The organism is Streptomyces sp. AA4 (assembly GCF_000158875.1).
Classification (GTDB): domain Bacteria; phylum Actinomycetota; class Actinomycetes; order Mycobacteriales; family Pseudonocardiaceae; genus Amycolatopsis.
On sequence record NZ_GG657746.1, the window covers coordinates 1,527,594 to 1,549,222 of the forward strand.

The 21,629-nt window shown below is 69.7% G+C and carries 19 protein-coding genes, 2 pseudogenes and 1 riboswitch; of the genes and pseudogenes, 17 read left to right on the forward strand and 4 right to left on the reverse strand.

The features are described from left to right. Positions 1-178 precede the first annotated feature (178 nt). The 3 genes from SSMG_RS07165 to SSMG_RS07175 are packed head-to-tail and all read right to left on the reverse strand — an operon-like array spanning position 179 to position 4,141. Complete coding sequence (locus SSMG_RS07165) at positions 179-982, reverse strand: alpha/beta fold hydrolase (protein ID WP_037712856.1); 804 nt, start codon at positions 980-982, stop codon at positions 179-181. Continuing rightward, positions 982-1,977, reverse strand: a complete 996-nt coding sequence (locus tag SSMG_RS07170) for an LLM class flavin-dependent oxidoreductase (protein ID WP_199841116.1) — start codon at positions 1,975-1,977, stop codon at positions 982-984. Before SSMG_RS07170 ends, SSMG_RS07165 begins: the two co-directional genes overlap by 1 nt. Before the next feature lie 40 nt (positions 1,978-2,017). Then, complete coding sequence (locus SSMG_RS07175; RefSeq protein ID WP_037712858.1) at positions 2,018-4,141, reverse strand: AAA family ATPase; 2,124 nt, start codon at positions 4,139-4,141, stop codon at positions 2,018-2,020. Between the two features lie 125 nt (positions 4,142-4,266). Between SSMG_RS07175 and rsmD the strand changes: the two genes are divergently transcribed. The 11 genes and pseudogenes from rsmD (at position 4,267) to SSMG_RS07225 (ending at position 12,079) form a co-directional block, all read left to right on the forward strand. Continuing rightward, positions 4,267-4,833 (forward strand): 16S rRNA (guanine(966)-N(2))-methyltransferase RsmD, encoded by a 567-nt coding sequence (rsmD, locus tag SSMG_RS07180; protein WP_009074198.1) that lies wholly within the window; start codon positions 4,267-4,269, stop codon positions 4,831-4,833. Positions 4,834-4,885: 52 nt separating this feature from the next. Further along, complete coding sequence (coaD, locus tag SSMG_RS07185) at positions 4,886-5,368, forward strand: pantetheine-phosphate adenylyltransferase (protein ID WP_009074200.1); 483 nt, start codon at positions 4,886-4,888, stop codon at positions 5,366-5,368. Positions 5,369-5,509: 141 nt separating this feature from the next. Then, positions 5,510-5,935 (forward strand): annotated as a pseudogene (locus SSMG_RS46705) (ribonuclease domain-containing protein); the annotation flags it as partial. A gap of 132 nt (positions 5,936-6,067) precedes the next feature. Continuing rightward, a pseudogene (locus SSMG_RS46710) lies at positions 6,068-6,229 on the forward strand (ribonuclease domain-containing protein); the annotation flags it as partial. Positions 6,230-6,383: 154 nt separating this feature from the next. After that, entirely contained in the window at positions 6,384-7,109 is a 726-nt protein-coding gene (locus SSMG_RS07195; RefSeq protein WP_037716741.1) for a DivIVA domain-containing protein, read from the forward strand. Between the two features lie 279 nt (positions 7,110-7,388). Continuing rightward, positions 7,389-8,006 carry a DUF177 domain-containing protein gene (locus SSMG_RS07200; RefSeq protein WP_009074207.1) on the forward strand — a complete coding sequence of 206 codons (618 nt, stop codon included), beginning with the start codon at positions 7,389-7,391 and terminating at the stop codon, positions 8,004-8,006. A gap of 75 nt (positions 8,007-8,081) precedes the next feature. Continuing rightward, complete coding sequence (rpmF, locus tag SSMG_RS07205) at positions 8,082-8,264, forward strand: 50S ribosomal protein L32 (RefSeq protein ID WP_009074209.1); 183 nt, start codon at positions 8,082-8,084, stop codon at positions 8,262-8,264. 14 nt (positions 8,265-8,278) lie between these two features. Next, a complete protein-coding gene (gene rnc, locus SSMG_RS07210) occupies positions 8,279-9,019 on the forward strand; it encodes a ribonuclease III (RefSeq protein ID WP_009074211.1) in 741 nt (246 codons plus the stop codon). A 342-nt stretch (positions 9,020-9,361) separates the two neighbouring features. Further along, positions 9,362-10,222: a bifunctional DNA-formamidopyrimidine glycosylase/DNA-(apurinic or apyrimidinic site) lyase gene (mutM, locus tag SSMG_RS07215; RefSeq protein ID WP_009074213.1), complete on the forward strand. Its 861-nt coding sequence runs from the start codon at positions 9,362-9,364 to the stop codon at positions 10,220-10,222. 254 nt (positions 10,223-10,476) lie between these two features. After that, positions 10,477-10,800, forward strand: coding sequence for a PadR family transcriptional regulator (locus SSMG_RS07220; RefSeq protein WP_037712861.1), 324 nt, complete (start codon positions 10,477-10,479; stop codon positions 10,798-10,800). A gap of 37 nt (positions 10,801-10,837) precedes the next feature. Further along, on the forward strand, positions 10,838-12,079 hold the full coding sequence (locus SSMG_RS07225; RefSeq protein ID WP_009074216.1) for a hypothetical protein: 1,242 nt from the start codon (positions 10,838-10,840) through the stop codon (positions 12,077-12,079). A gap of 242 nt (positions 12,080-12,321) precedes the next feature. Here the strand turns inward: SSMG_RS07225 and SSMG_RS07230 are convergent, their stop codons facing one another. Beyond that, positions 12,322-12,843, reverse strand: coding sequence for a general stress protein (locus tag SSMG_RS07230; protein WP_009074217.1), 522 nt, complete (start codon positions 12,841-12,843; stop codon positions 12,322-12,324). 238 nt (positions 12,844-13,081) lie between these two features. Between SSMG_RS07230 and SSMG_RS07235 the strand changes: the two genes are divergently transcribed. The 6 genes from SSMG_RS07235 to gcvT all read left to right on the forward strand — a co-directional run bounded on the left by SSMG_RS07235 (position 13,082) and on the right by gcvT (position 21,619). Beyond that, positions 13,082-14,446 (forward strand): glutamine synthetase family protein, encoded by a 1,365-nt coding sequence (locus SSMG_RS07235; protein WP_009074218.1) that lies wholly within the window; start codon positions 13,082-13,084, stop codon positions 14,444-14,446. Beyond that, complete coding sequence (locus SSMG_RS07240) at positions 14,427-15,140, forward strand: gamma-glutamyl-gamma-aminobutyrate hydrolase family protein (protein WP_009074219.1); 714 nt, start codon at positions 14,427-14,429, stop codon at positions 15,138-15,140. Before SSMG_RS07235 ends, SSMG_RS07240 begins: the two co-directional genes overlap by 20 nt. Further along, on the forward strand, positions 15,137-16,501 hold the full coding sequence (locus tag SSMG_RS07245) for an aldehyde dehydrogenase (RefSeq protein ID WP_009074220.1): 1,365 nt from the start codon (positions 15,137-15,139) through the stop codon (positions 16,499-16,501). Before SSMG_RS07240 ends, SSMG_RS07245 begins: the two co-directional genes overlap by 4 nt. A 6-nt stretch (positions 16,502-16,507) precedes the next feature. After that, positions 16,508-17,275, forward strand: coding sequence for a 3-oxoacyl-ACP reductase (locus tag SSMG_RS07250; protein ID WP_009074222.1), 768 nt, complete (start codon positions 16,508-16,510; stop codon positions 17,273-17,275). Positions 17,276-17,518: 243 nt separating this feature from the next. After that, positions 17,519-17,620: riboswitch (glycine riboswitch) on the forward strand. Next, entirely contained in the window at positions 17,604-20,495 is a 2,892-nt protein-coding gene (gcvP, locus tag SSMG_RS07255; RefSeq protein WP_009074223.1) for an aminomethyl-transferring glycine dehydrogenase, read from the forward strand. (Overlaps the previous riboswitch by 17 nt.) A gap of 35 nt (positions 20,496-20,530) precedes the next feature. Next, positions 20,531-21,619 carry a glycine cleavage system aminomethyltransferase GcvT gene (gene gcvT / locus SSMG_RS07260; protein ID WP_037712869.1) on the forward strand — a complete coding sequence of 363 codons (1,089 nt, stop codon included), beginning with the start codon at positions 20,531-20,533 and terminating at the stop codon, positions 21,617-21,619. Positions 21,620-21,629: the final 10 nt, after the last annotated feature.

A 21,629-nucleotide genomic window follows, 5' to 3' on the forward strand; every position in this document is an offset into this window, starting at 1 on the left:
GTGCGGTTGCGTTACTGGTCAGTACGCTAACGACGGCCTTGGCCGCAGACAAGAACTTGCCCCGCCCCGCGGGGTCCCGGCGCAGCAACCGCCGGATTCTTGTGCGGTTTTGACAACTGCCGGGAATGCGGTTGTCAGCGCAGGAAAATAAATACCAGCGCGGCGGTTTCCGGATATTTCAGCGGGCGAGCCAGCGGTGCAGCGAAGCCGTCAACGCCTCGGGTGCGTCGAGCTGGATCAGGTGTCCGACCGAACGGACCAATTCCAGTCCGGCGCCCGGGATCGTCCCGGCGAGCCGATGCGCGCGGTCGACCGGGATCCAGGTGTCCTCGGTGCCCCACACCACCAGCGTGGGCACGCTGATCTCGCGGTAACGCGGCTCGATTTCGTCGGTGTACCGCTGATCGGCCTGCGCGATCTGCCGGTAGAAGGCGGCCTGCCCAGTCGAACCGAGCCACGGCGCGACGAGCATGTCGTGCGCCTCGGCGGACAGCGGACGATGCGCGGCACCGGCGATGTACTCCCGCACCAGCGCTTCGTGCAAATTCGGCGGAAGCTGCGCGAACACGGCCGCGTTCTCCGCCACCAGACGGAAGAACTCCGAACCCCACGGCGCCAACGCGACGACGTCCACCAGCGCCAGCGATCGATAAGCCGCGCCGTGCAACAGAAACGCGCGCAGGCTGACCGCGCCGCCGTAGTCGTGCGCCACCACGTCCGGCTCTTCGAGCCCCCAATGGTCCAGCAGCGCGGCGAACGTCTCGCCCTGCGCGGCCAGCGAGACGTCCTGACCCTCGACCATCGTGGAACTGCCGTAGCCCGGCATGTCCCACAGGTACACGGTGAAGTCCTGCGCGAACGTCGAGGCGATCGGCTCCCACAGCTTCGACGACCACGGCGTGCCGTGGCAGAACACGAGCGGCGGCCCCGAACCCTGCCGGGACCACCGCACTTGCTGTCCGTGCCAGTCGAAGACCTCCATCAGCGCTTCAGGTCCGCCACGATCTCGTACGAGCGCACCCGGTCCTCGTGCCCGTGCACCATCGTGGTGATCATCAGCTCGTTCGCGTCGGTGTCGGCCAGCAGCTGGTCCAGTCCCTTCCGGACGGTCTCCGGCCCGCCGACGATGCTCGACCCGAACCTCTCGGCGAGGAACGCGCGGTCCATTTCGGTGTACGGATACTCGGCGGCGTCCTCGGGCGTCGGCAGCGCGATCGGGCGGCCGCGGCGCAGGCTGAGGAAGGTCAGCCCGCTCGGCCCGGCCAGGTACTCCGCGCGCTCGTCGGTCTCGGCGGCGATCACCTGCACGCCCAGCATCACGTACGGCTCGGACAGCACCTCGGAGGGCTGGAAGTTCTCGCGGTACAGCCGCACCGCCGGCAGGGTGTTCTCGGCCGCGAAGTGGTGGGCGAAGGAGAACGGCAGCCCCAGCCGGCCGGCCAGCTGCGCGCTGAAGCCGGAAGACCCGAGCAGCCACACCGGCGGCTTGTTGCCCTCGGCGGTGACCGCGTTGACGCCGCGCGCCGGGTCCGGCTCGAAGTAGCTGATCAGCTCCATCAGGTGCTCGGGGAAGTTCTCCGCGGACAGCCCGCCCGGCCCGCGCAGCGCGAGCGCGGTGCGCTGGTCGGTGCCCGGCGCGCGGCCGATGCCCAGGTCGATCCGGCCCGGGTGGAACGCCTCCAGCGTGCCGAACTGCTCGGCCACCACGAGCGGCGCGTGGTTCGGCAGCATGATGCCGCCGGAGCCGACGCGGATGGACTCGGTGGCGTCCGCGACGTGCCCGATCAGCACCGCCGTGGCCGAGCTGGCGATGCCCGGCATGTTGTGGTGCTCGGCGAGCCAGTACCGGTGATAGCCCAGCCGCTCGGCGTTGCGGGCGAGATCGAGCGTATTGCGCAGCGCTTCGCCGACCCCCTTCCCTTCGGAAACGGGGGACAGGTCGAGCACGGACAGCGGCACGTCAGGCAGGGAAGTCACGTACAGCAGTAACGCGCGCGGCCGCGATTCCCTTCCCGGCTTACGCGTGCGGCAGCCAATCCGGGTTCGAGGCGAGCACGATCAGCTGCTGGGTCGCCCGGGTGAGCGCGACGTACAGCACGCGCCGCCCGGTCGAGGACTCGGTGACGAGGTCCATCGGCTCGACCAGCACGACCGCGTCGTATTCGAGGCCCTTCGAATCGAGGGACCCGACGACCTTCAGCCGCTCGTCGGTCTGCCCGGCGAGCCAGCCCTCGACCTCTCCGACGCGGTGCATGGCGGTGATCACGCCGACCGTGCCCTCGACCGCGCCGAGCAGTTCCTTCGCCGCGGTCTGCGTCGCCGTCGCCAGCGCCGCCTGCTCGACCGGCCGGACCTCCGGCTCGATTCCGGTGGTGCGCACGGCCTTGGGCAGTTCGTCGGCCCGGGCGTGGCCGGCCACGACCTTCGCCGCGAGGTCGAAGATCTCCGCCGAGTTCCGGTAGTTCGTGCGCAGCGTGAAGCGCCGCCGCGCGGTCTTCACGCCGAACGCCTGGTCGCGCGCCTGCGCTGCCTCGTCCGGATCCGGCCACGAACTCTGCACCGGGTCGCCCACGACGGTCCAGCTCGCGTACTTGCCGCGCCGGCCGATCATCCGCCACTGCATCGGCGAAAGGTCCTGCGATTCGTCGACGACCACGTGCGAGTACTCGTCGTAGTGCTCCGGACGGTGCGGCGCGCCTCCGGAACCGCCGCGCTCCGGGGCGACCTCGACCACGGTCTGGCGACGGCGGCGCTTCGGCTCCGGGCCGACCAGCACGCGCAGTTCGTCCAGCAACGCGACGTCGGCGACCGACCAGCCGCGCGAACGGTCCGCGAAATCGGCTGCCAGCAGGCTGATCTCGTTCCGGTTCAGAATGCCCTTCGACGCCGCGGCCATCCGCTTCTCGTCGCCGAGCCACTTGAGGACCTGCGCCGGGTACAGCACCGGCCACCACACGACGAGGAAGCGGTGGAAGTCGATGCGCTCGCCGAGATCGTTGATCAGCTCCGCGCGGTCGATCTCCTTGCCGTCCGCCTTCGCGTACTCCTCGGCCTTGTCCGCCAGCGCGGCCAGCAGCAGCTCCGCCACGCGTACGCGCGAACGGTTCGGCGGCGCGCCTTGCGTGTGCGCCTTGCGCCGTACCTTCTCCAGCTCGCGCGCGGTCAGCTTCAGCACTTCGCCGCGGTAGACGATCTTCAGCTCCGTCGGCGCTTCGGGCGGGGTGTCGCGCAACGCGCGCAGAAGCACCTTTCGCATCCGAAGCGAACCCTTGATCGCGGCCAGCGCGGCAGTGTCCTGTCGCGTCGCTTCGAGACCGTCGAGGACTTCGCCGAGCGCGCGCAGCTCTACGTTCGTTTCGCCCATCGACGGCAACACGCGCGAGATGTACGTGGTGAAGACGCCCGAGGGACCGACCACCAACACGCCCGCTCCGCCGAGCTGACGGCGGTGCCGGTACAGCAGGTACGCGGCGCGGTGCAGCGCGACAGCGGTCTTGCCGGTGCCCGGGCCGCCGGTGATCTCGGTGACACCTCGCCACGGCGCGCGGATGACCTCGTCCTGTTCCTTCTGGATCGTGGCCACGATGTCGCGCATCTTCTCGCCGCGCGAACGGCCGAGCGCGGCCATCAACGCGCCCTCGCCGACGATCTGCATGTCCTCGGGCACGGCGTCGGCGATCAGCACGTCGTCGTCCACGTCCAGGACCGTCTGCCCGGAGCAGCGGATCACCCGGCGGCGCACGACGTCCATCGGCTCCTCGGCGGTGGCCTGGTAGAAGGCTGCGGCCGCCGGCGCGCGCCAGTCGGTGACCAGGTTGTCGAACTCGGTGTCGCGGATGCCGAGGCGGCCCACGTAGATGTGCTCGCGGTCGAGGTGGTCCAGCCTGCCGAAGACCAGGCCCTCGTACTCGGCGTCGAGCGTCTGCAGGGTCTGGTTCGCGTGGTAGACCATCATGTCGCGTTCGAACAGCATCGACGCCTGCTCGAAGATCGCTTCGCGCTGTGCGCCCTGGCCCAGCTCGTAGCCCTTGGCCCGCATCGCCTCGGCCTGGGTCCGCAGCTCGGCGAGCCGCGTGTAGACCCGGTCGACGTGTGCCTGCTCGACGGCGATCTCAGCCCGTCTCACCCGGGGTTCCGACACGCAACGCTCCCTTGAACTCCATCAACGCGCCCCTGCAGGGCGAAGGACGACTCTACGCGCCCGCGCGCGCGGGTTCGGCAAGTCCTGCCCAACGCCACATCGCGGCCTTGGGCGAAGATGGCCGGGTGACGAGGATCGTGGCGGGGAAGGCGGGCGGACGGCGGCTGAAGGTGCCGCCCAAGGGCACCCGCCCGACGTCGGAGCGGGTGCGGGAAGCACTGTTCAACGCCCTCGAAGTGGCCGGTGAGCTGGACGGCGCCCGCGTGCTCGACCTCTACGCCGGCTCGGGCGCGCTCGGTCTCGAAGCGCTTTCGCGCGGTGCCGCGGACGCGTGGTTCGTGGAAGCCGACCGTCGCGCGGCAGACGTGCTTCGCGGCAATGTCGCCGATTTGCGGCTGGGCGGCACGGTGCGAGCTGGTCAGGTTGAGACAGTGGTCGCCGCGCCTGCGCCAGTGCAGTTTGACGTCGTGCTCGCAGACCCGCCGTACGCGGTCGATGCTGCTTCGCTGGGCTCTGTGCTTGCTTCGCTGCACAGTGGTGGCTGGCTTGCCGAAGGCGCGCTGACGGTGATCGAACGGGCTGCGCGCGACGGTGCTCCAGACTGGCCGTCGACGTTCAAACCGCTTCGCGACAAGCGTTACGGCGACACGGCGCTGTACTGGGCCGAGTACGACAGCTCATCTGAGGTGTGACGCAGTCGTCACGAGAGCGCGCGCGGCGGCGCGGCTTGATAGCGTCCGCGCCATGCGGCGTGCGGTCTGTCCCGGTTCTTACGATCCGGCCACCAACGGACATCTCGACATCATCGAGCGGGCTTCGAAGCTCTTCGACGAGGTCGTCGTCGCGGTGGGGGTGAACAAGAGCAAGAAGGGCCTCTTCAGCGTCGAGGAACGCATGGAGATCCTGCGCGAGATCACCGCGGAACTGCCGAACGTGCGCGTCGATTCGTGGCAGGGCCTGCTCGTGGACTACTGCCGCGAGAACGACATCGCCGCGGTCGCGAAGGGCCTGCGCTCGGTCAGCGACTTCGACTACGAACTGCAGATGGCCCAGATGAACCGCGAGCTCACCGGCCTCGAAACGCTGCTGATGGCCAACAATCCGGCGTACGGCTTCGTGTCCAGCTCGCTGGTCAAGGAGATCGCGGCGCTCGGCGGCGACATCGAGAACCTGGTGCCGCCGGTGGTCCACGAACGCCTTCTCGCGGTCTACGCCAAACAGGACTGAGCAGCGCGTCCGCCCGCGACGCCAGCCCAGCGGCCGATTTAGCCTGAACGGATTACTGCCTTCGTCGGGACTTCGGCCGCGGCCCGAAGCTGTTCACCTCGCGTCATTCTGCGGACTACCCGACCGGGTTACCGTCCGAAAATGACCAACAATCGCAGCCGCATAGTCGGTGTCCTTTTCGCACTGCTGGTCGGTTTCCTGGGGTTCGGCACGGCCGCGGAGGCCGTCCCGCTTTCCCCGGCGGCGCCGGCGTCCGCGCAGCCGATGCAGAACTCCTGTGGGGATCTGTCCGGTTTCACGCACGTCAAGCTGTCGGCGCTGCCCCCGGAGGCGACTGACACCTACAAGCTGATCCAGACGAACGGGCCGTTCCCGTACCCGAAGAACGACGGGGTCGTCTTCACCAACCGCGAGGGGATCCTGCCCTCCTGCGCGTCGAGCTACTACCACGAGTACACCGTGCCGACGCCCGGTTCGAGCACCCGCGGCACCCGCCGGATCGTGACCGGCCAGGGCGGCGAGTACTTCTACACCGGCGACCACTACGCGACCTTCCAGGTCATCGACATCGACGGCGGCAGCACGCCGACGAAGTGCGGCGACCTGTCGAAGCTGAGCGCGGTCGGCTACTCGACGCTGTCTGACGACGCCAAGCAGGTCGTCGACGGGGTGCGCGCCGGCACCCTCAGCGACGGCATCACCTACCAGAACCGCGAGGGCGTCCTGCCCGCGTGCGACGCCGGCTACTACACGCTCTACGACGTCGGCACGGACGACCGCGTGATCTCCGGCAAGGGCGGCGAGCTCGTCTACACGCCGGACCACTACGCCACCTTCCAGAAGATCGATCTCGACAGCTGACCCCGGCCGGGCGGGGCGGTCGCACCGGCAGGGTGAGACCGCCCCTTCCGGCACACACCAGGACACGCCCGGTCGGGTGCTCGTTCACCGGTTCAGGCTGCGAAGCGGGCAGACTGGAAGCCAGTGATCGGGGAAACTGCTTGAGGGAGTGGCCGTGTACCGGGTTTTCGAGGCACTCGACGAGCTCGTCACGATCGTCGAAGAGGCCCGTGGGGTTCCCATGACGTCCAGCTGCGTGGTGCCCCGCGGCGACGTCCTCGAGCTGCTCGACGACGTTCGCGACGCGCTTCCCGGCGAAGTGGACGACGCGCAGGACGTGCTCGACAAGCGCGACGACCTGCTGCTCGCCGCGCGCAAGGAGGCGGGGGAGACCGTCGCCGGCGCGAACGAGGAAGCCGAGCGGACCGTGTCGGACGCCACGTCCGAGGCCGAGCGCATTCTCGCCGACGCGCGCGCCCGCGCCGAGCAGATGCTGAGCGACGCGCACAACGAGGCCGAGCGCATGGTCGCCGGCGGGCAGGCCGAGTACCAGAACCTCACCGAACGATCCCGCGCCGAGTCCGAGCGGATGATCCAGGCCGGACGCGACGCCTACGACCGCGCGATCGAGGACGCCCGCGCCGAACAGGCCCGGCTCGTCTCGCAGACCGAGGTCGTGCAGGCCGCGCACGCCGAATCCGCCCGCATCGTCGACGAGGCGCACGCCGAGGCCGACCGCCAGCGCGCTGACTGCGACGCGTACGTGGACGGCAAGCTGGCCGAGTTCTCCGAGCTGCTGGCCACCACGCTGCGCACCGTCGACTCGGGCCGCAACCACCTGCGCTCGCCTTCGACCGGCCACGGCAGCGGTCGTTCGACGCTGTACGACTACCAGGTCTGACCTACCGCCTCGGGGTGTTCCGGCCGGTTGGGGCGGATGCTCGAGGCTGTCGGCGGGGCGAGCGCCCCAAAGTGGCATTGGGTGCGTCGGACGCACCCAATGTGGCGTTCGGTGCGTCGCATGCACCCAATGCCGCATTGGGGTGCGTGACCGGCGTGCATCCGGTACCGCCGGGCACCGCGGCCTCGTGCGTGCCGGTCACGGTTCCGGCCGCGATCGGCGCTCGCCAGGTCCGACCGCCTCGAACGAGGTTGCGGGGCCTGCGTACGCTGGTAGGCGATGTCCGAAAACCCTGCCCAGAACCCCCGCCCCGCGCAGCTCGACGACCGCAGCCCGTGGGTCGTCGACACCCGTGAGCTCGGCCGCCGCGCGGGACTCAGCCGGGAGCTGCGCCGCAGCGCGCCCGTGCCGACCTCGCTCGGCGTCCCCGGCGTGCTCGAAATCCGCGAGGGCGAGCCCGTCGAGCTCGACCTGATGCTCGAATCGGTCGTCGAGGGCGTCCTCGTCACCGGCACCGCCGCGGCGGTGGCCACCGGCGAGTGCTCGCGCTGCCTCGACCCGGTCACCGAGCACGTCGAGGTCGACCTGACCGAGCTGTTCGCCTACCCGGGCTCGGCCACCGAGGAGACCACCGACGAGGACGAGATCCCCCGCCTGGTGGACGACCGGATCGACCTCGAGCCGACCGTCCGCGACGCCGTGGTGCTGGCGCTTCCGCTCGCCCCGCTGTGCCGCGAGGACTGCCCCGGACTGTGCATCGAATGCGGCGTCAAGTGGGCCGATCTCGAGCCCGGACACGGGCATGAGAAGATAGACCCTCGGTGGGCCGCGCTGGTCGAGCGATTCGACGAGAACGCGGGCGAAAAGCCTGCGCACGGCTCCGGAGAGCAAGCCTGACGAGCGTCCAGCTCGATCCGGGAGAAAGCAAGTTCGCTCGCATCCGCGAGCAGACCGTTTGAAGGAGATCTACTCGTGGCCGTCCCGAAGCGGAAGATGTCGCGATCCAACACGCGCTCCCGCCGCAGCCAGTGGAAGGCGGCTCCGGTTCAGCTGGTGCCCTGCTCCAACCGCGCCTGCCGCCAGCCGAAAATCCAGCACGTCGCTTGCCCGGCTTGCGGCCAGCACAACGGCCGCCAGGTCGTCGAGCCCGCCTGAGCGGGCAGCCGACCATGGGGGGTAAGCCCGTCGGAGGACCCGCGGCCGATCCCGCATCGTTGCTCGAGGCGCTCGGGGTCGAACTCGACCCCGAGCTGCTCCGTCTTTCGCTCACCCATCGCTCGTACGCGTACGAGCACGGCGGCCTGCCGCCGAACGAGCGCCTGGAGTTCCTCGGAGACGCGGTGCTCGGCCTCGTCGTCACCGACCACCTCTACACCACCCACCCCGACCTGCCCGAGGGCCAGCTCGCGAAGCTGCGCGCCAGCGTCGTCAACATGCACGCGCTGGCCGGCGTCGCGCGCGGGCTCGGCGAGGGCGGGCTCGGGGCGCACCTGCTGCTGGGCAAGGGCGAAGAGCTCACCGGCGGCCGGGACAAGGCGAGCATCCTCGCCGACGGTCTCGAAGCCGTCATCGGCGCCACGTACCTCGCGCACGGCATCGAGGTCGCGCGCAAGCTCGTGCACCACCTCTTCGACGGGTTGCTGGCCGAGGCTCCGCTGCGCGGGGCTGGCCTCGACTGGAAGACCAGCCTGCAGGAGCTGACCGCCTCCGGGGGACTCGGCGTGCCCGAGTACCGCGTCGAGGACAGCGGTCCCGACCACCGCAAGGAATTCACCGCCACCGTGCTGGTGGCGGGCCGCGCGCTGGGCGAGGGCAACGGCACCACGAAGAAGGAAGCCGAGCAGAAGGCCGCGGAGACCGCCTGGCGGGCATTGTCGGAGGAACTCGGCACGGGCGACGACGCGAGCTGACGCGTTTCATTCTTCATCGGGGCTGGTTGGCGGTTCGCTGATCAGCCCCGTTTTTGTGCGGCGGGCCTGGCGTCGGTTCCGGTGGTCTGGGGGACTCGGTGCGGGCGGCGTGAGTTTCGCTCTTTGCCGGGGCTGGTTGGCGAGGTTTGCTGATCAGCCCCGTTTTTGTGCGGCGGGACCGGCTTCGACGGTGTCTGCTGGTTCTCGTGCCGCTGACCTGCGGATCCGGCAGGCCCCCGTACCGTCGGGCAGTTCCTGTCCGAGACCGGCTCTCGCGGGGTCTGAGCCCCTGGGCGCCGCACCCGGCCCGGAATTGTCGGTGGTGCCGGGCAGAATGTGGGCATGCCCGAACTACCCGAGGTCGAGACCGTCCGCGCCGGTCTCGAAGCGCACGTCGCCGGCCGTACCGTCCGGGCCGTCGAGGTGTTGCACGACCGTGCCATCCGGCGGCATGCCCAAGGGGCCGCCGACTTCACCGGACGGCTCGCCGGGGTCGCGATCGAGGCGGCCCGGCGGCGCGGCAAATACCTGTGGCTGGAACTGTCCGACGGCGAGGCGGTCCTGGCGCATCTCGGCATGAGCGGCCAGATGCTGGTGCAGCCGGAGGGCGCGCCGGACGAGAAACATCTGCGCGTCCGGGTGCGGTTCGCCGACGGCGGGCCGGAATTGCGGTTCGTCGACCAGCGGACGTTCGGCGGCCTTGCCTTGGACGAACTGGTCGTGGTGGACGGCGACAGTCTGCCGGGGACTATCGCGCACATCGCGCGGGATCCGATGGATCCGAAGTTCGATCCGGAGGCGGCGGTGCGTGCGCTGCGGTCGCGGCGGACCGAGGTGAAACGGGCGTTGCTGGACCAGACGCTGGTGTCCGGGGTCGGCAACATCTATGCCGACGAGGCGTTGTGGCGGTCCAAGCTGCATTGGTCGCGGCCGACCGAGAAGCTCACTGCCGCACAGGGGCGGACGTTGCTGTCCGCGGCTAGCGACGTGATGTCGGCGGCGCTGCTGGCGGGCGGGACGTCGTTCGATGCGCTTTACGTGAACGTGAACGGGGAGTCTGGGTATTTCGAGCGATCGCTCGATGCGTACGGGCAGGAAGGACTGCCGTGCCGTCGGTGCGGGTCGCCGATCCGGCGGGAGCCGTTCATGAATCGGTCGTCGTTTTCGTGTCCTAGGTGCCAGCGGCGGGCTCGGGCGGTTTAACCAGGCGAAGATCGACTGGCCAAGACCCGCGGGGAGGTCGGTGACGACCGACGTGCACAGGGTTCCCCGCCCTCCCGAGTATCCACTTTGGACGCTCAGTTGCAGAGCGTTGCGGGTGTGCGGCCATACCTGACCGTTCGTCTCGCGCTGACCTGGCAAAAAGGGGCACCGATACCGCCGGATGACCGCTCGCCGTGCGCACTACTGCGCTATGCGTGGTACCTTCTGTCGCGCAGGACCGGGGAAGGAACGCCGTGGAGATCAGTCAGCTGCTCAAGGGAGTGCTGGACCTGGCGGTCCTCGCGGTGCTGCGCGACGACGACGGGTACGGCTACGACGTGCTGCGAAGACTGCGCACCGCCGGCCTGGAGGAGGTCGGGGACGCATCGGTGTACGGCACGCTGCGGCGGCTGTACAAGGCGGGGTTGCTGACGTCGTATGTGGTTCCGAGCGAAGAAGGCCCGCACCGCAAGTACTACAGCTTGAACGACCGGGGCCGGGCGCGGCTCGCCGGATCGGCGCGCACGTGGCGCAGCTTTGCGTCCATTATGGACAGTTTGGTGGACGAGCGGGCCTGACCGCGCGGACACGCGGCACGAATCGGGGAGAGGCAGCATGAGCACGGACAAGCCGACGGCCGCGCGGGTGTACCTGTCGAGGGTGCGCACCGCGCTCGCGGACCTGCCCGCGAACGAGGTCGAGGAACTGCTCGAGGACGTCCGGCCGCAGCTGGCCGAGATGGAGGCGGAAGCCGGGGCGGCGGCGCGGGTCGAGGACCTCGTCGCGCGGCTCGGCACGCCGGAGAGCTACGCGGCCGAACTGCGCGCGTCCGGCGGCTACCCGCCCGCTCCGGCGGTCCCGGAAGCGGCGACCGAGGTCCTCCCGGCGGCGAAGCCGGGCCGGCTCGGGCCGCGGCTTGCCTTGTGGGGCTTGGTGTTCTGTGCGGCGGGGACCGCGATGGTCTCGTTCTACACCGCCGTCCGCTTCGATTCCCGGGCGCTGACCGGGATGCTCGTGCTGGCCCCGGTGTTCGCGGTGAGCGTGGCGTTCCTGCTGCTCCGCGGGGTCGACGCGCTGCGGGAGCTGCCGGAGGTGGTCCGCGCCCGGGCGGTGGTGAAGTCGATGCGCGAGGACCGGTCGGCCGACCGCGCGCTCACGTATCTCAACTCGCTGAAACCGGCGTGGTGGGTGGTCTGCGCGTTCGCGCTGCTGGCGTTCGGGCTGCTGCTGATGATCCGGGACCTGCACGCGGTCCTGCTGCTGCCGGTGCTGCTCGTCGGCGCGGGCCTGGTGATGTGGGCGGGCCCGCGGATCAAGGCCGACGGACGGATGCTGTGGATCGCGGTGCCGGTCTCGGCGTTCGTGGTGGGCAGCGCGTTTGGCGGCCTCGGCGCGGCGGTCAACCTCGTTCGGGACCGCACCTACTCGTCGAACTCGACCCCGACGTACGCCTCGTCGATGTACGAGGACGTCCACGGCAACGAGGCCCTGCGCTACGGCTCGCACGAACTGAGCAACCTGTACGTCTTCGACGCGAACGGCAAACCGCTCGAGAACGTCTACCTCTACGACGACCGCGGCCGCCCGCTCACGATCACGCGCTACGGCTGTGAGAAGGACAGCGGCGCGAGCCAGATGACCGGGCAGGACAACCAGTTCCCGCGCCCGAAGGTCGTCGAGGGAGTGCAGGACGACCACGGGAATGTCAACGGCTACAACGGTTATCGCGGCTATTGCCGAGAGGACGCGGGCGTGCCGTTCGCGGCGGTGATCCCGAAGGCTCCGGCGACCTCGGGGACTCCGGGGACGCCGGTTCCGCCGAGCAGCCCGGTCAAGCCCGCTCCGCCGACGAGGTAGCGCCGGTCGTGAGTGTTAACGCCGGTTAGAACCGGCATAGGCGCGCACGAGGAGTTGCCCAGTGCTGGACGCTCGGCAGGTTCGCGACCCTGTTCGACGATCGGGGGCTGGAAACGCTGGAGCTGGGCCTTGTTTTGGGGGGATTGGTCTCTCGCCGGACTCGTGGTCCTGAGCCTTTGAACGCGAAACCGGGCGCCCAGATCCGCGAACGGTCCGGGCGCCCGGGAGGCGAGTGCCGAAACTCAGTGGTTGAACGCGGAGCGCGCGGCCAGGTCCGCCAGCAGCTGGCGGCCCTTCTCGGCGTTGCGCGGCTGCGACAGCACGTCGTAGCGCTGCGCGACCAGCTGGCTTTGCGAGATGAACCCGCGCTTGTTGCGGTTCGCCGCGTAGCCCAGTGCGCCGAAGGCCACGTTGAACACGACACCGGCGGCCAGGCCGAGCACGATCGACAGCAGTCCGGCGGCCGGGTTGAGCATGCTCAGCACCAGGCCGAGGAACAGGCCGAACACCGCGCCGGACATGGCCGCGCTGCTGAGCATCCGGCTCCAGCTCATCTTGCCCGCGATGCGCTCCACCAGCATCGGCTGGACCCCGACGATCGTGACGTCGGTGACCGGGAAATCAGCGTGCGCGAGGTGGTCGACGGCCTGCTGGGCCTGTTCGTAGGACTCGTACGACCCGATCGGCCACCCGGTGGGCAGCGTCGGGAGCTGCGGCCGCGCCTGCTGCTGGCTGAACGTGGTCTGCGTGAATGCTTCAGTCATCCCTCTCACCTCTCTTGCCCGGTCCAACGCACGAGGCGGCGGATTTGGTCCCGGACGCACCGGATTCACAGTATCTTCTCAGCCGGGCAACCCGGACATAGCAGGCGCCGCGCGGGGGAGACCCGACAACCCGGCGGTTAAAGGTCTAAGAAAATACCTTTCAGTGGATTGACCCCGCCCCGGCCGCCGGGTAGGAAAGAGCCGCAAAGGACCTGATCCGAACCTTTGGGGCGATGCGATGGCGGCCAGGCGAGGAATGCTCACGCTCGAAGATCTCCGCGAACGGGTGACGGCCGGCACGATCGACACGGTGCTCGTCGCGCTCACCGACATGCAGGGGCGGCTCCAGGGCAAGCGCTGTTCGGCGGAGTACTTCCTCGAAGAGGTGGCCGGCCACGCGACCGAGGCGTGCAACTACCTGCTCGCGGTGGACGTCGACATGAACACCGTCGACGGCTACGACATCTCGTCCTGGCAGAGCGGCTACGGCGACTTCGTGCTCCGGCCGGATTTCGCGACACTGCGGGAGATTCCGTGGCAGGAGGGCACCGCGCTGGTGCTCGCGGACGTCGAGCGCGTGCAGGGCGGCCCGGTTTCCGTTTCGCCGCGCCAGGTGCTGCGCCGTCAGCTCGACCGGCTCGCCGAGCACGACCTGAAGGCGTACGTGGGCACCGAACTCGAGTTCATCGTGTTCGACGACTCCTACGAATCCGCGTGGGACAAGCGCTACCACGACCTCAGACCGTCCAATCAGTACAACGTCGACTACTCCATGCTCGGCACCGCGCGCATCGAGCCGCTGCTGCGCCGGATCCGCAACGGGATGGCGGGCGCGGGCCTGTACCCGGAGTCGGCGAAGGGCGAGTGCAACCCGGGTCAGCACGAGATCGCCTTCCGTTACGCCGAAGCGCTCGCGACCTGCGACAACCACGGCATCTACAAGAACGGCGCGAAGGAGATCGCCGCGCAGGAGGGCAAGAGCCTCACGTTCATGGCGAAGTACAACGAACGCGAGGGCAACTCCTGCCACATCCACCTGAGCCTTCGCAGCAAGTCCGGCGAAGCGGTTCTTCCCGGAGACGGCGAACACGGCTTCTCGAAGCTCATGCAGCACTTCCTCGCCGGACAGCTGGAAGCGTTGCGCGAGCTGACGTACTTCTTCGCCCCGAACATCAACTCCTACAAGCGTTACGTCCCTGGCAGCTTCGCGCCGACAGCGATCGCGTGGGGCACGGACAACCGTACGTGCGCGTTGCGCGTTGTCGGGCACGGTGACGGGTTGCGCGTCGAGAACCGCGTACCCGGCGGAGACGTGAACCCGTACCTCGCGGTCGCCGCTATGGTCGCTGCTGGGCTGTACGGGATTGAGAACGAACTGCCGTTGGAGCCTGAGTTCGTAGGCAACGCGTACGAGTCCGACAAGCCGACTGTGCCCGTTACGCTCGCCGAAGCGGCTGAAGTCCTCAAAGGCAGCCGTATCGCGCGAGATGCCTTCGGTGCCGATGTAGTTAACCATTACCTCAACGCCGCGCGGATCGAGCGCGAAGCGTACGAGCGAGCTGTGACCGATTGGGAGCGCATCCGTGGTTTCGAACGACTCTGACCCACCCGTCATCGGGCTCAGCACCTATTCGGAACAGGCGAAGTTCATGGCCTGGGACACCGAAGCGACGGTGCTGCACCGGGTGTACGCGGACTGTGTGGTCAAGGCGGGCGGGATACCAGTGCTGCTGCCGCCAGTGAGCACGCAGTACGACGCGCTCGTGCGACGCATCGACGGTCTCGTCCTCACCGGCGGCGCGGATGTCGAACCCAGCCGTTACGGCCAGGAGCCACACCCCGCGACGTACACGCGCGAAGAGCGCGACGCGTTCGAGTTCGGCCTGTTCGCGGCGGCGCGCGCGGCCGGAAAGCCGGTGCTGGGCGTGTGCCGCGGGCTGCAGGTGATGAGCGTCGCGCTCGGCGGCACCCTCACGCAGCACCTGCCGGAAACCCTGGGCGACGCAACGCATCAGCCCGCCCCGGCGACTTTCGGCACCAGCACGGTCACCCTGGTCGACGGCACGCGGGCGGCCGCGATTCTGGGCCAGGAAACGAAAGTCCAGTGTTACCACCATCAGGCGATTGACCGGCTTGGCTCCGGTTTGGTCGCGTCCGGCCACGCGGCGGACGGCACGATCGAGGCCGCGGAGCTGCCGGGGGAGTTCGTGCTCGGCGTGCAGTGGCATCCGGAGCAGGACGGCGCCGACGTCCGGTTGTTCGCCGCGCTGGTCAACGCCGCGCAGGAGGGGAAATGACGACGTTCGAGGTGCGCAATCCGGCGACCGCGGAAGTGGTGCGCCAGGTCGAGCTGACCACCGAGGCGGAGACTGACGCTGCCATCGCCCGCGCGCACGCCGCGTTCCCGGCCTGGCGGGCGATCGCCCCCGGCGATCGGGCGAGGCTGCTGCGCCGGTTCGCGGACGCGGTCGACGCCGACCTCGAACACCTCGCCCGGCTGGAGGTCGAGAACTCCGGGCACACCATCGGCAACGCCCGCTGGGAAGCGGGCAACGTGCGTGACCTGCTCGAATACTCCGCAGGCGCGCCGGAACGGTTGCTGGGCAAGCAAATCCCGGTCGACGGCGGCGTCAATGTGACCTTCCACGAGCCGCTGGGCGTGGTCGGCGTGATCGTGCCGTGGAACTTCCCGATGCCGATCGCGGGCTGGGGCTTCGCGCCGGCGCTCGCGGCGGGCAACACCGTCGTGCTCAAACCGGCCGAGCTGACTCCGCTGACCGCGCTGCGGCTGGCCGAACTCGCTCGCGAGGCGGGCATCCCCGAGGACGTCTTCCAGGTGCTGCCGGGCAAGGGATCCGTTGTCGGACAACGGTTTGTCACGCATCCGGCGGTGCGCAAGGTCGTGTTCACCGGCTCCACCGAGGTCGGCAAGCAGGTCATGGCGGGCTGCGCGGCGCAGGTGAAACGGGTGACGCTGGAGCTGGGCGGCAAGAACGCGAACATCGTGTTCGCCGACGCCGACCTGGAGAAGGCCGCGGCGACCGCGCCGTACGGGGTGTTCGACAATGCGGGGCAGGACTGCTGCGCGCGGTCGCTGATCCTGGTGCAGGACACCGTTTACGACCGGTTCCTCGAATTGCTGGAACCCGCCGTGCAGGGCGTGGTCGTGGGCGATCCGGGCGACGAGGCGACCGAGATGGGCCCGCTGATTTCCGCGGACCACCACGCCAAAGTCTCCTCTTATGTCACCGACCAGACGCCGGTCGCCTTCCGCGGCAGCGCGCCGTCCGGGCCGGGCTACTGGTTCGCGCCGACGGTCGTGCTCCCGCCGGGATTGGACGATCCGCTGGCCCGCGACGAGATCTTCGGCCCGGTCGTCGCGGTGGTCCGGTTCCGCGACGAAGCCGAGGCGGTGCGGATGGCCAACGACACCGAGTACGGCCTGTCGGGCTCGATCTGGACCCGCGACGTCGGCCGCGCCTTCCGGGTCGCGCGCGGCGTCGAATCCGGGAACCTGTCGGTGAATTCGCACTCCTCGGTCCGGTATTGGACGCCCTTCGGCGGCTTCAAGCAGTCCGGTCTCGGCCGCGAACTGGGCCCGGACGCCGCGGCCGCCTTCACCGAAACCAAGAACGTCTTTTTGAGCACGGAGGAATGAGCCACGATGGTGCAGCGTTTTGACGGCCGCGTCGCGGTGATCACCGGCGGGGCGAGCGGCATCGGCCTCGCCACCGCCAAACGACTGGCGAGCGAGGGCGCGAAGGTCGTGATCGGCGACGTCGCGCCGGAGCCGGGCAAGGCCGCCGCCGACGCGGTGGGCGGGGCCTTCGTCCAGGTCGACGTCACCGACGCGGACCAGGTCGAGGCCCTTTTCCAGACGACCGTCGACGAGTTCGGCGCGGTCGACGTCGCGTTCAACAACGCGGGCATCTCGCCGCCCGAGGACGACTCGATCCTCACCACCGGCATCGAAGCCTGGGAGAAGGTGCAGCGGGTCAACCTGACGTCGGTGTACCTGTGCTGCAAGGCGGTGCTGCCGCACATGCAGCGCCAGGGCCGCGGTTCGATCGTGAACACCGCGTCGTTCGTGGCTGTGATGGGGGCCGCGACGTCGCAGATTTCTTACACCGCCTCGAAAGGCGGCGTGCTCGCCATGACGCGCGAGCTGGGCGTGCAGTTCGCGCGCGAGAACATCCGGGTCAACGCGCTGTGCCCGGGGCCGGTCAACACTCCGTTGCTGAAGGAGCTGTTCGCGAAGGACCCGGAGCGCGCGGCTCGCCGTCTGGTGCACGTTCCGGTCGGCCGGTTCGCCGAACCGGAGGAGATCGCCGCCGCGGTGGCCTTCCTGGCGAGCGACGACGCCAGCTTCATCACCGCCGCGCAGTTCCTCGTCGACGGCGGCATCTCGGGCGCTTACGTGACCCCGCTGTGACCGTACGTGAGGGGAACCCTGACGGAATCAGAGTCAATGAGGGTTCCCCTCACGCACGTTCGGCAAGGGGGTGTGGCGTACCCCTGACGTTGTAGACTGGCGCGTGAAGCGGCAGGTAAGGTGGCCGCACCCACAATTGAACACAGGGCCGTTCGAGCCGGAGCGGGAGAGTCCCATGTCAGCAGTGGGACACCGAAGGAGCAAACTCCCCGGAATCTCTCAGGTAACCGCTACCGCTTTTGGCGAGGCCACTCTGGAAAGCAGGCGCACCCGCGCCTCACCCAAGGTGAAAGCCGTGCCGAGCGCGCGGTGAAACTCTCAGGTGCCCATGACAGAGGGGGAGTTCCCAGTGCACCGCCGCGCCCGGTGCCCGTCCCGAGGAGCTCCCATCACCTCCACCCCCTTCGACACCCGCCACATCGGTCCCGGCGAGGCCGAGCGGGCGAAGATGCTCGCCGAATGCGGCTACGGAAGCCTGGACGCCCTCGTGGAAGCGGCGGTGCCGACCGCCATCCGCACGGCCGGTGACCTGGCGCTTCCCGCGCCCGCGTCCGAGGAAGAGGCCACCGCCGAGCTGCGCGCGCTCGCCGCGCGCAACCGGCCGATGACGCAGATGATCGGCCTCGGCTACTCCGACACCGTCACGCCGGGCGTGATCCGCCGCAACGTGCTGGAGAACCCGGCCTGGTACACCGCGTACACGCCGTACCAGCCGGAGATCTCGCAGGGCCGTCTCGAAGCGCTGCTGAACTTCCAGACCGCGGTGTCCGACCTGACCGGGCTGGCGATCGCCAACGCCTCGATGCTCGACGAGTCCACCGCGGCCGCCGAGGCGATGACGCTGATGCGCCGCGCGTCGAAGTCGAAGTCCAATGTGGTCGTTCTCGACGCCGAGTGCCTCCCGCAGACCATCGAGGTCGTGCGGACGCGCGCCGCCGGCCTCGGCATCGACGTGCAGGTGCGCGACCTGCTCACCGGGCTGCCCGAGGAGCTCTTCGGCGTCATCGTGCAGTACCCCGGCGCCTCCGGCGTGCTGCGCGGCCGCGGTTTCTACCACGCGGTTTCCGAAGCGGCGAAGGCCGCGGGCGCGCTGTACACGGTCGCTGCCGACCTGCTCGCGCTCACCTTGATCGCCGCGCCCGGCGAGTTCGGCGCGGACGTCGCCGTCGGTTCGACGCAGCGCTTCGGCGTGCCGCTGGGCTACGGCGGTCCGCACGCCGGGTACATGGCGGTGCGCGCGGGCCTGGAGCGGTCGCTGCCGGGCCGGCTCGTGGGCGTGTCCGTGGACGCGGACGGCAACACTGCGTACCGCCTGGCGCTGCAGACGCGCGAGCAGCACATCCGTCGCGAGAAGGCGACCTCCAACATCTGTACCGCGCAGGTGCTGCCCGCGGTGCTCGCGGCGATGTACGCGGTCTACCACGGTCCCGAGGGGCTGAAGGCGATCGCGACGCGGGTTCACGAACTCGCTGCTGGTCTCGCGAACGCGCTGCGCGCCGGTGGCGTCGAGGTCGCGCACGAGGCCTTCTTCGACACTGTCGTCGCGAAGGTGCCCGGCCGCGCGGCTGAGGTGCACGTGGCTGCGCGCGAGGCGGGGATCAACCTCGGCCACATCGACGCCGACCACGTCCGCATCGCCTGCGACGAGGTCACGCGTCCCGACACGCTCGCGAAGGTGCTTCGCGCCTTCGGCGTCGACAGTGCGTGGGAAGCCGCGCAGGCGCTGCCGAACGGTCTCGTCCGCGAGAGCGGCTACCTGACGCACGAGGTGTTCAACTCCCACCGGTCCGAAACGTCGATGCTGCGTTACCTGCGCCGCCTCGCCGACCAGGACTTCGCGCTCGACCGCGGGATGATCCCGCTCGGCTCGTGCACGATGAAGCTCAACGCCACCACCGAAATGGAGCCGATCAGCTGGCGCGAGTTCGCGGGCATCCACCCGTTCGCGCCGGCCGAGGACGCCGAGGGCTACCACGAGCTGGTCCGCCAGCTGTCCGGCTGGCTCGCCGAGGTCACCGGCTACGACCAGGTGTCGCTGCAGCCGAACGCGGGCAGCCAGGGCGAACTCGCCGGGCTGCTGGCCATCCGCGCCTACCACCGGGCGAACGGCCAGCCCGAGCGCGACGTCTGCCTGATCCCGTCGTCCGCGCACGGCACCAACGCCGCGTCCGCGGTGCTCGCCGGCATGCGCGTGGTCGTCGTCAAGTGCACCGACGAGGGCAACGTCGACCTGGAAGACCTGCAGTCCAAAGTGGACCTGCACAGTGCCGACCTCGCCGCGATCATGGTCACCTACCCGTCCACCCACGGCGTCTACGAGCACGGCATCGAGCGGCTCGCCAAGATCGTGCACGACGGCGGCGGCCAGGTGTACGTCGACGGCGCGAACCTCAACGCGCTGCTGGGCCTGGCGAAGCCGGGCGAGTTCGGCGGCGACGTCTCGCACCTGAACCTGCACAAGACCTTCTGCATCCCGCACGGCGGCGGCGGTCCCGGCGTCGGCCCGGTCGCGGCGCGCGAGCACCTCGCGCCGTACCTGCCGAACCACCCGCTGCTCGCGCAGGCCGGACCGGACACCGGCGTCGGCCCGATCAGCGGCGCGCCCTACGGTTCGGCGTCGATCCTGCCGATCTCCTGGGCGTACGTGCGGATGATGGGCGCGCCCGGGCTCACCGAGGCCACCAAGGTCGCGGTGCTCGCGGCCAACTACATCGCCGCCCGGCTCGCCCCGCACTACCCGGTGCTCTACACCGGCCAGGACGGCCTGGTCGCGCACGAGTGCATCCTCGACCTGCGCGGCATCACCAAGGAAACCGGCGTGACCGTGGACGACGTCGCGAAGCGGCTCATCGACTACGGCTTCCACGCGCCCACCATGTCCTTCCCGGTCGCGGGCACGCTCATGGTCGAGCCGACCGAGAGCGAGGACCTGGCCGAGATCGACCGGTTCTGCGAGGCGATGATCGCCATCCGGCACGAGATCGACGAGGTCGCCGCCGGTCGCTGGACCGCCGAGACGAGCCCGCTGCGCGGCGCGCCGCACACCGCGTCGTCGATCGCCGGCGAGTGGACCGCCGACTACGACCGCGAGCTGGCCGTGTACCCGGTCGGCGTGGCGCGCAAGACCAAGTACTGGCCGCCGGTGCGGCGGATCGACGGGGCGCGCGGCGACCGCAACCTCGTCTGCTCCTGCCCGCCCCTCGACGCGTACGACGCGTGAGCGCGACCTCCGCTCGCGACAACGAAAGGCTTCCTGTGACGGAAACCCCCCTGCACCAGGTCCATAAGGATCTCGGCGCGCTGTTCACCGATTTCGCCGGCTGGTCGATGCCGGTGCGCTACGCCAGCGAACTGGCCGAGCACAAGGCTGTGCGCGAGGCGGCCGGGCTGTTCGACCTGTCGCACATGGCCGAGATCCACGTCCGCGGGCCGCAGGCCGCCGACGTGCTCGACTACGCGCTGGTCGGCAACCTGACCGGCGTGAAGCCGGGCCGCGCCCGCTACACGATGATCTGCGACGCCGACGGCGGCGTGCTGGACGACCTGGTCGTCTACCGGCTCGCCGACGAGGAGTACCTGGTCGTGGCCAACGCGGGCAACGCCACCGTGGTCGCGGACGCGCTGGCCGAGCGGGTCGCCGGATTCGACGCGGTGGTGGACAACCGGTCCGCGGACACCGCGCTGATCGCGGTGCAGGGCCCGAAGGCGGTCGACGTGCTCGCCGCGGTGACCGACGCCGACCTCGCCGCGCTGAAGTACTACGCGAGCATGCCCGCCGTCGTGAAGGGCCACGAGGTCCTGCTGGCCCGCACCGGCTACACCGGCGAGGACGGCTTCGAGCTGTTCGTGCCCGCGGCGGAGGCGCCGGCGTTGTGGGCGCTGCTGACCGAGGCCGGTCAGGAGCACGGCCTGGTCCCGTGTGGGCTCGCCTGCCGCGACACGCTGCGGCTGGAAGCCGGGATGCCGTTGTACGGCAACGAACTCAGCCGCGAGCTGAACCCGTTCGCCGCCGGTCTCGGCCGGGTCGTGAAGTTCGAGAAGCCGGGCGACTTCGTGGGCCGCGCGGCCCTGGAGGAGCTGAAGAAGGCCGACGTCCCGCGCGTGCGGGTCGGCCTGCGCGGCACCGGCCGCCGCGCCCCGCGGCACGGGTACGCCGTGCTGTCCGGGGACGCCACTATCGGGGAGATCACCAGCGGCGCGCTGTCGCCGACGCTGGGCTACCCGATCGCCATGGCGTATGTAGACCGGGAGCACGCCGAGCCCGGCACCGCGCTGTCCGTCGACATCCGGGGCCGCGTCGAGCCGGTCGAGGTCGTCGCCCTGCCCTTCTACTCCCGAGCCTGAAAAGGACCCC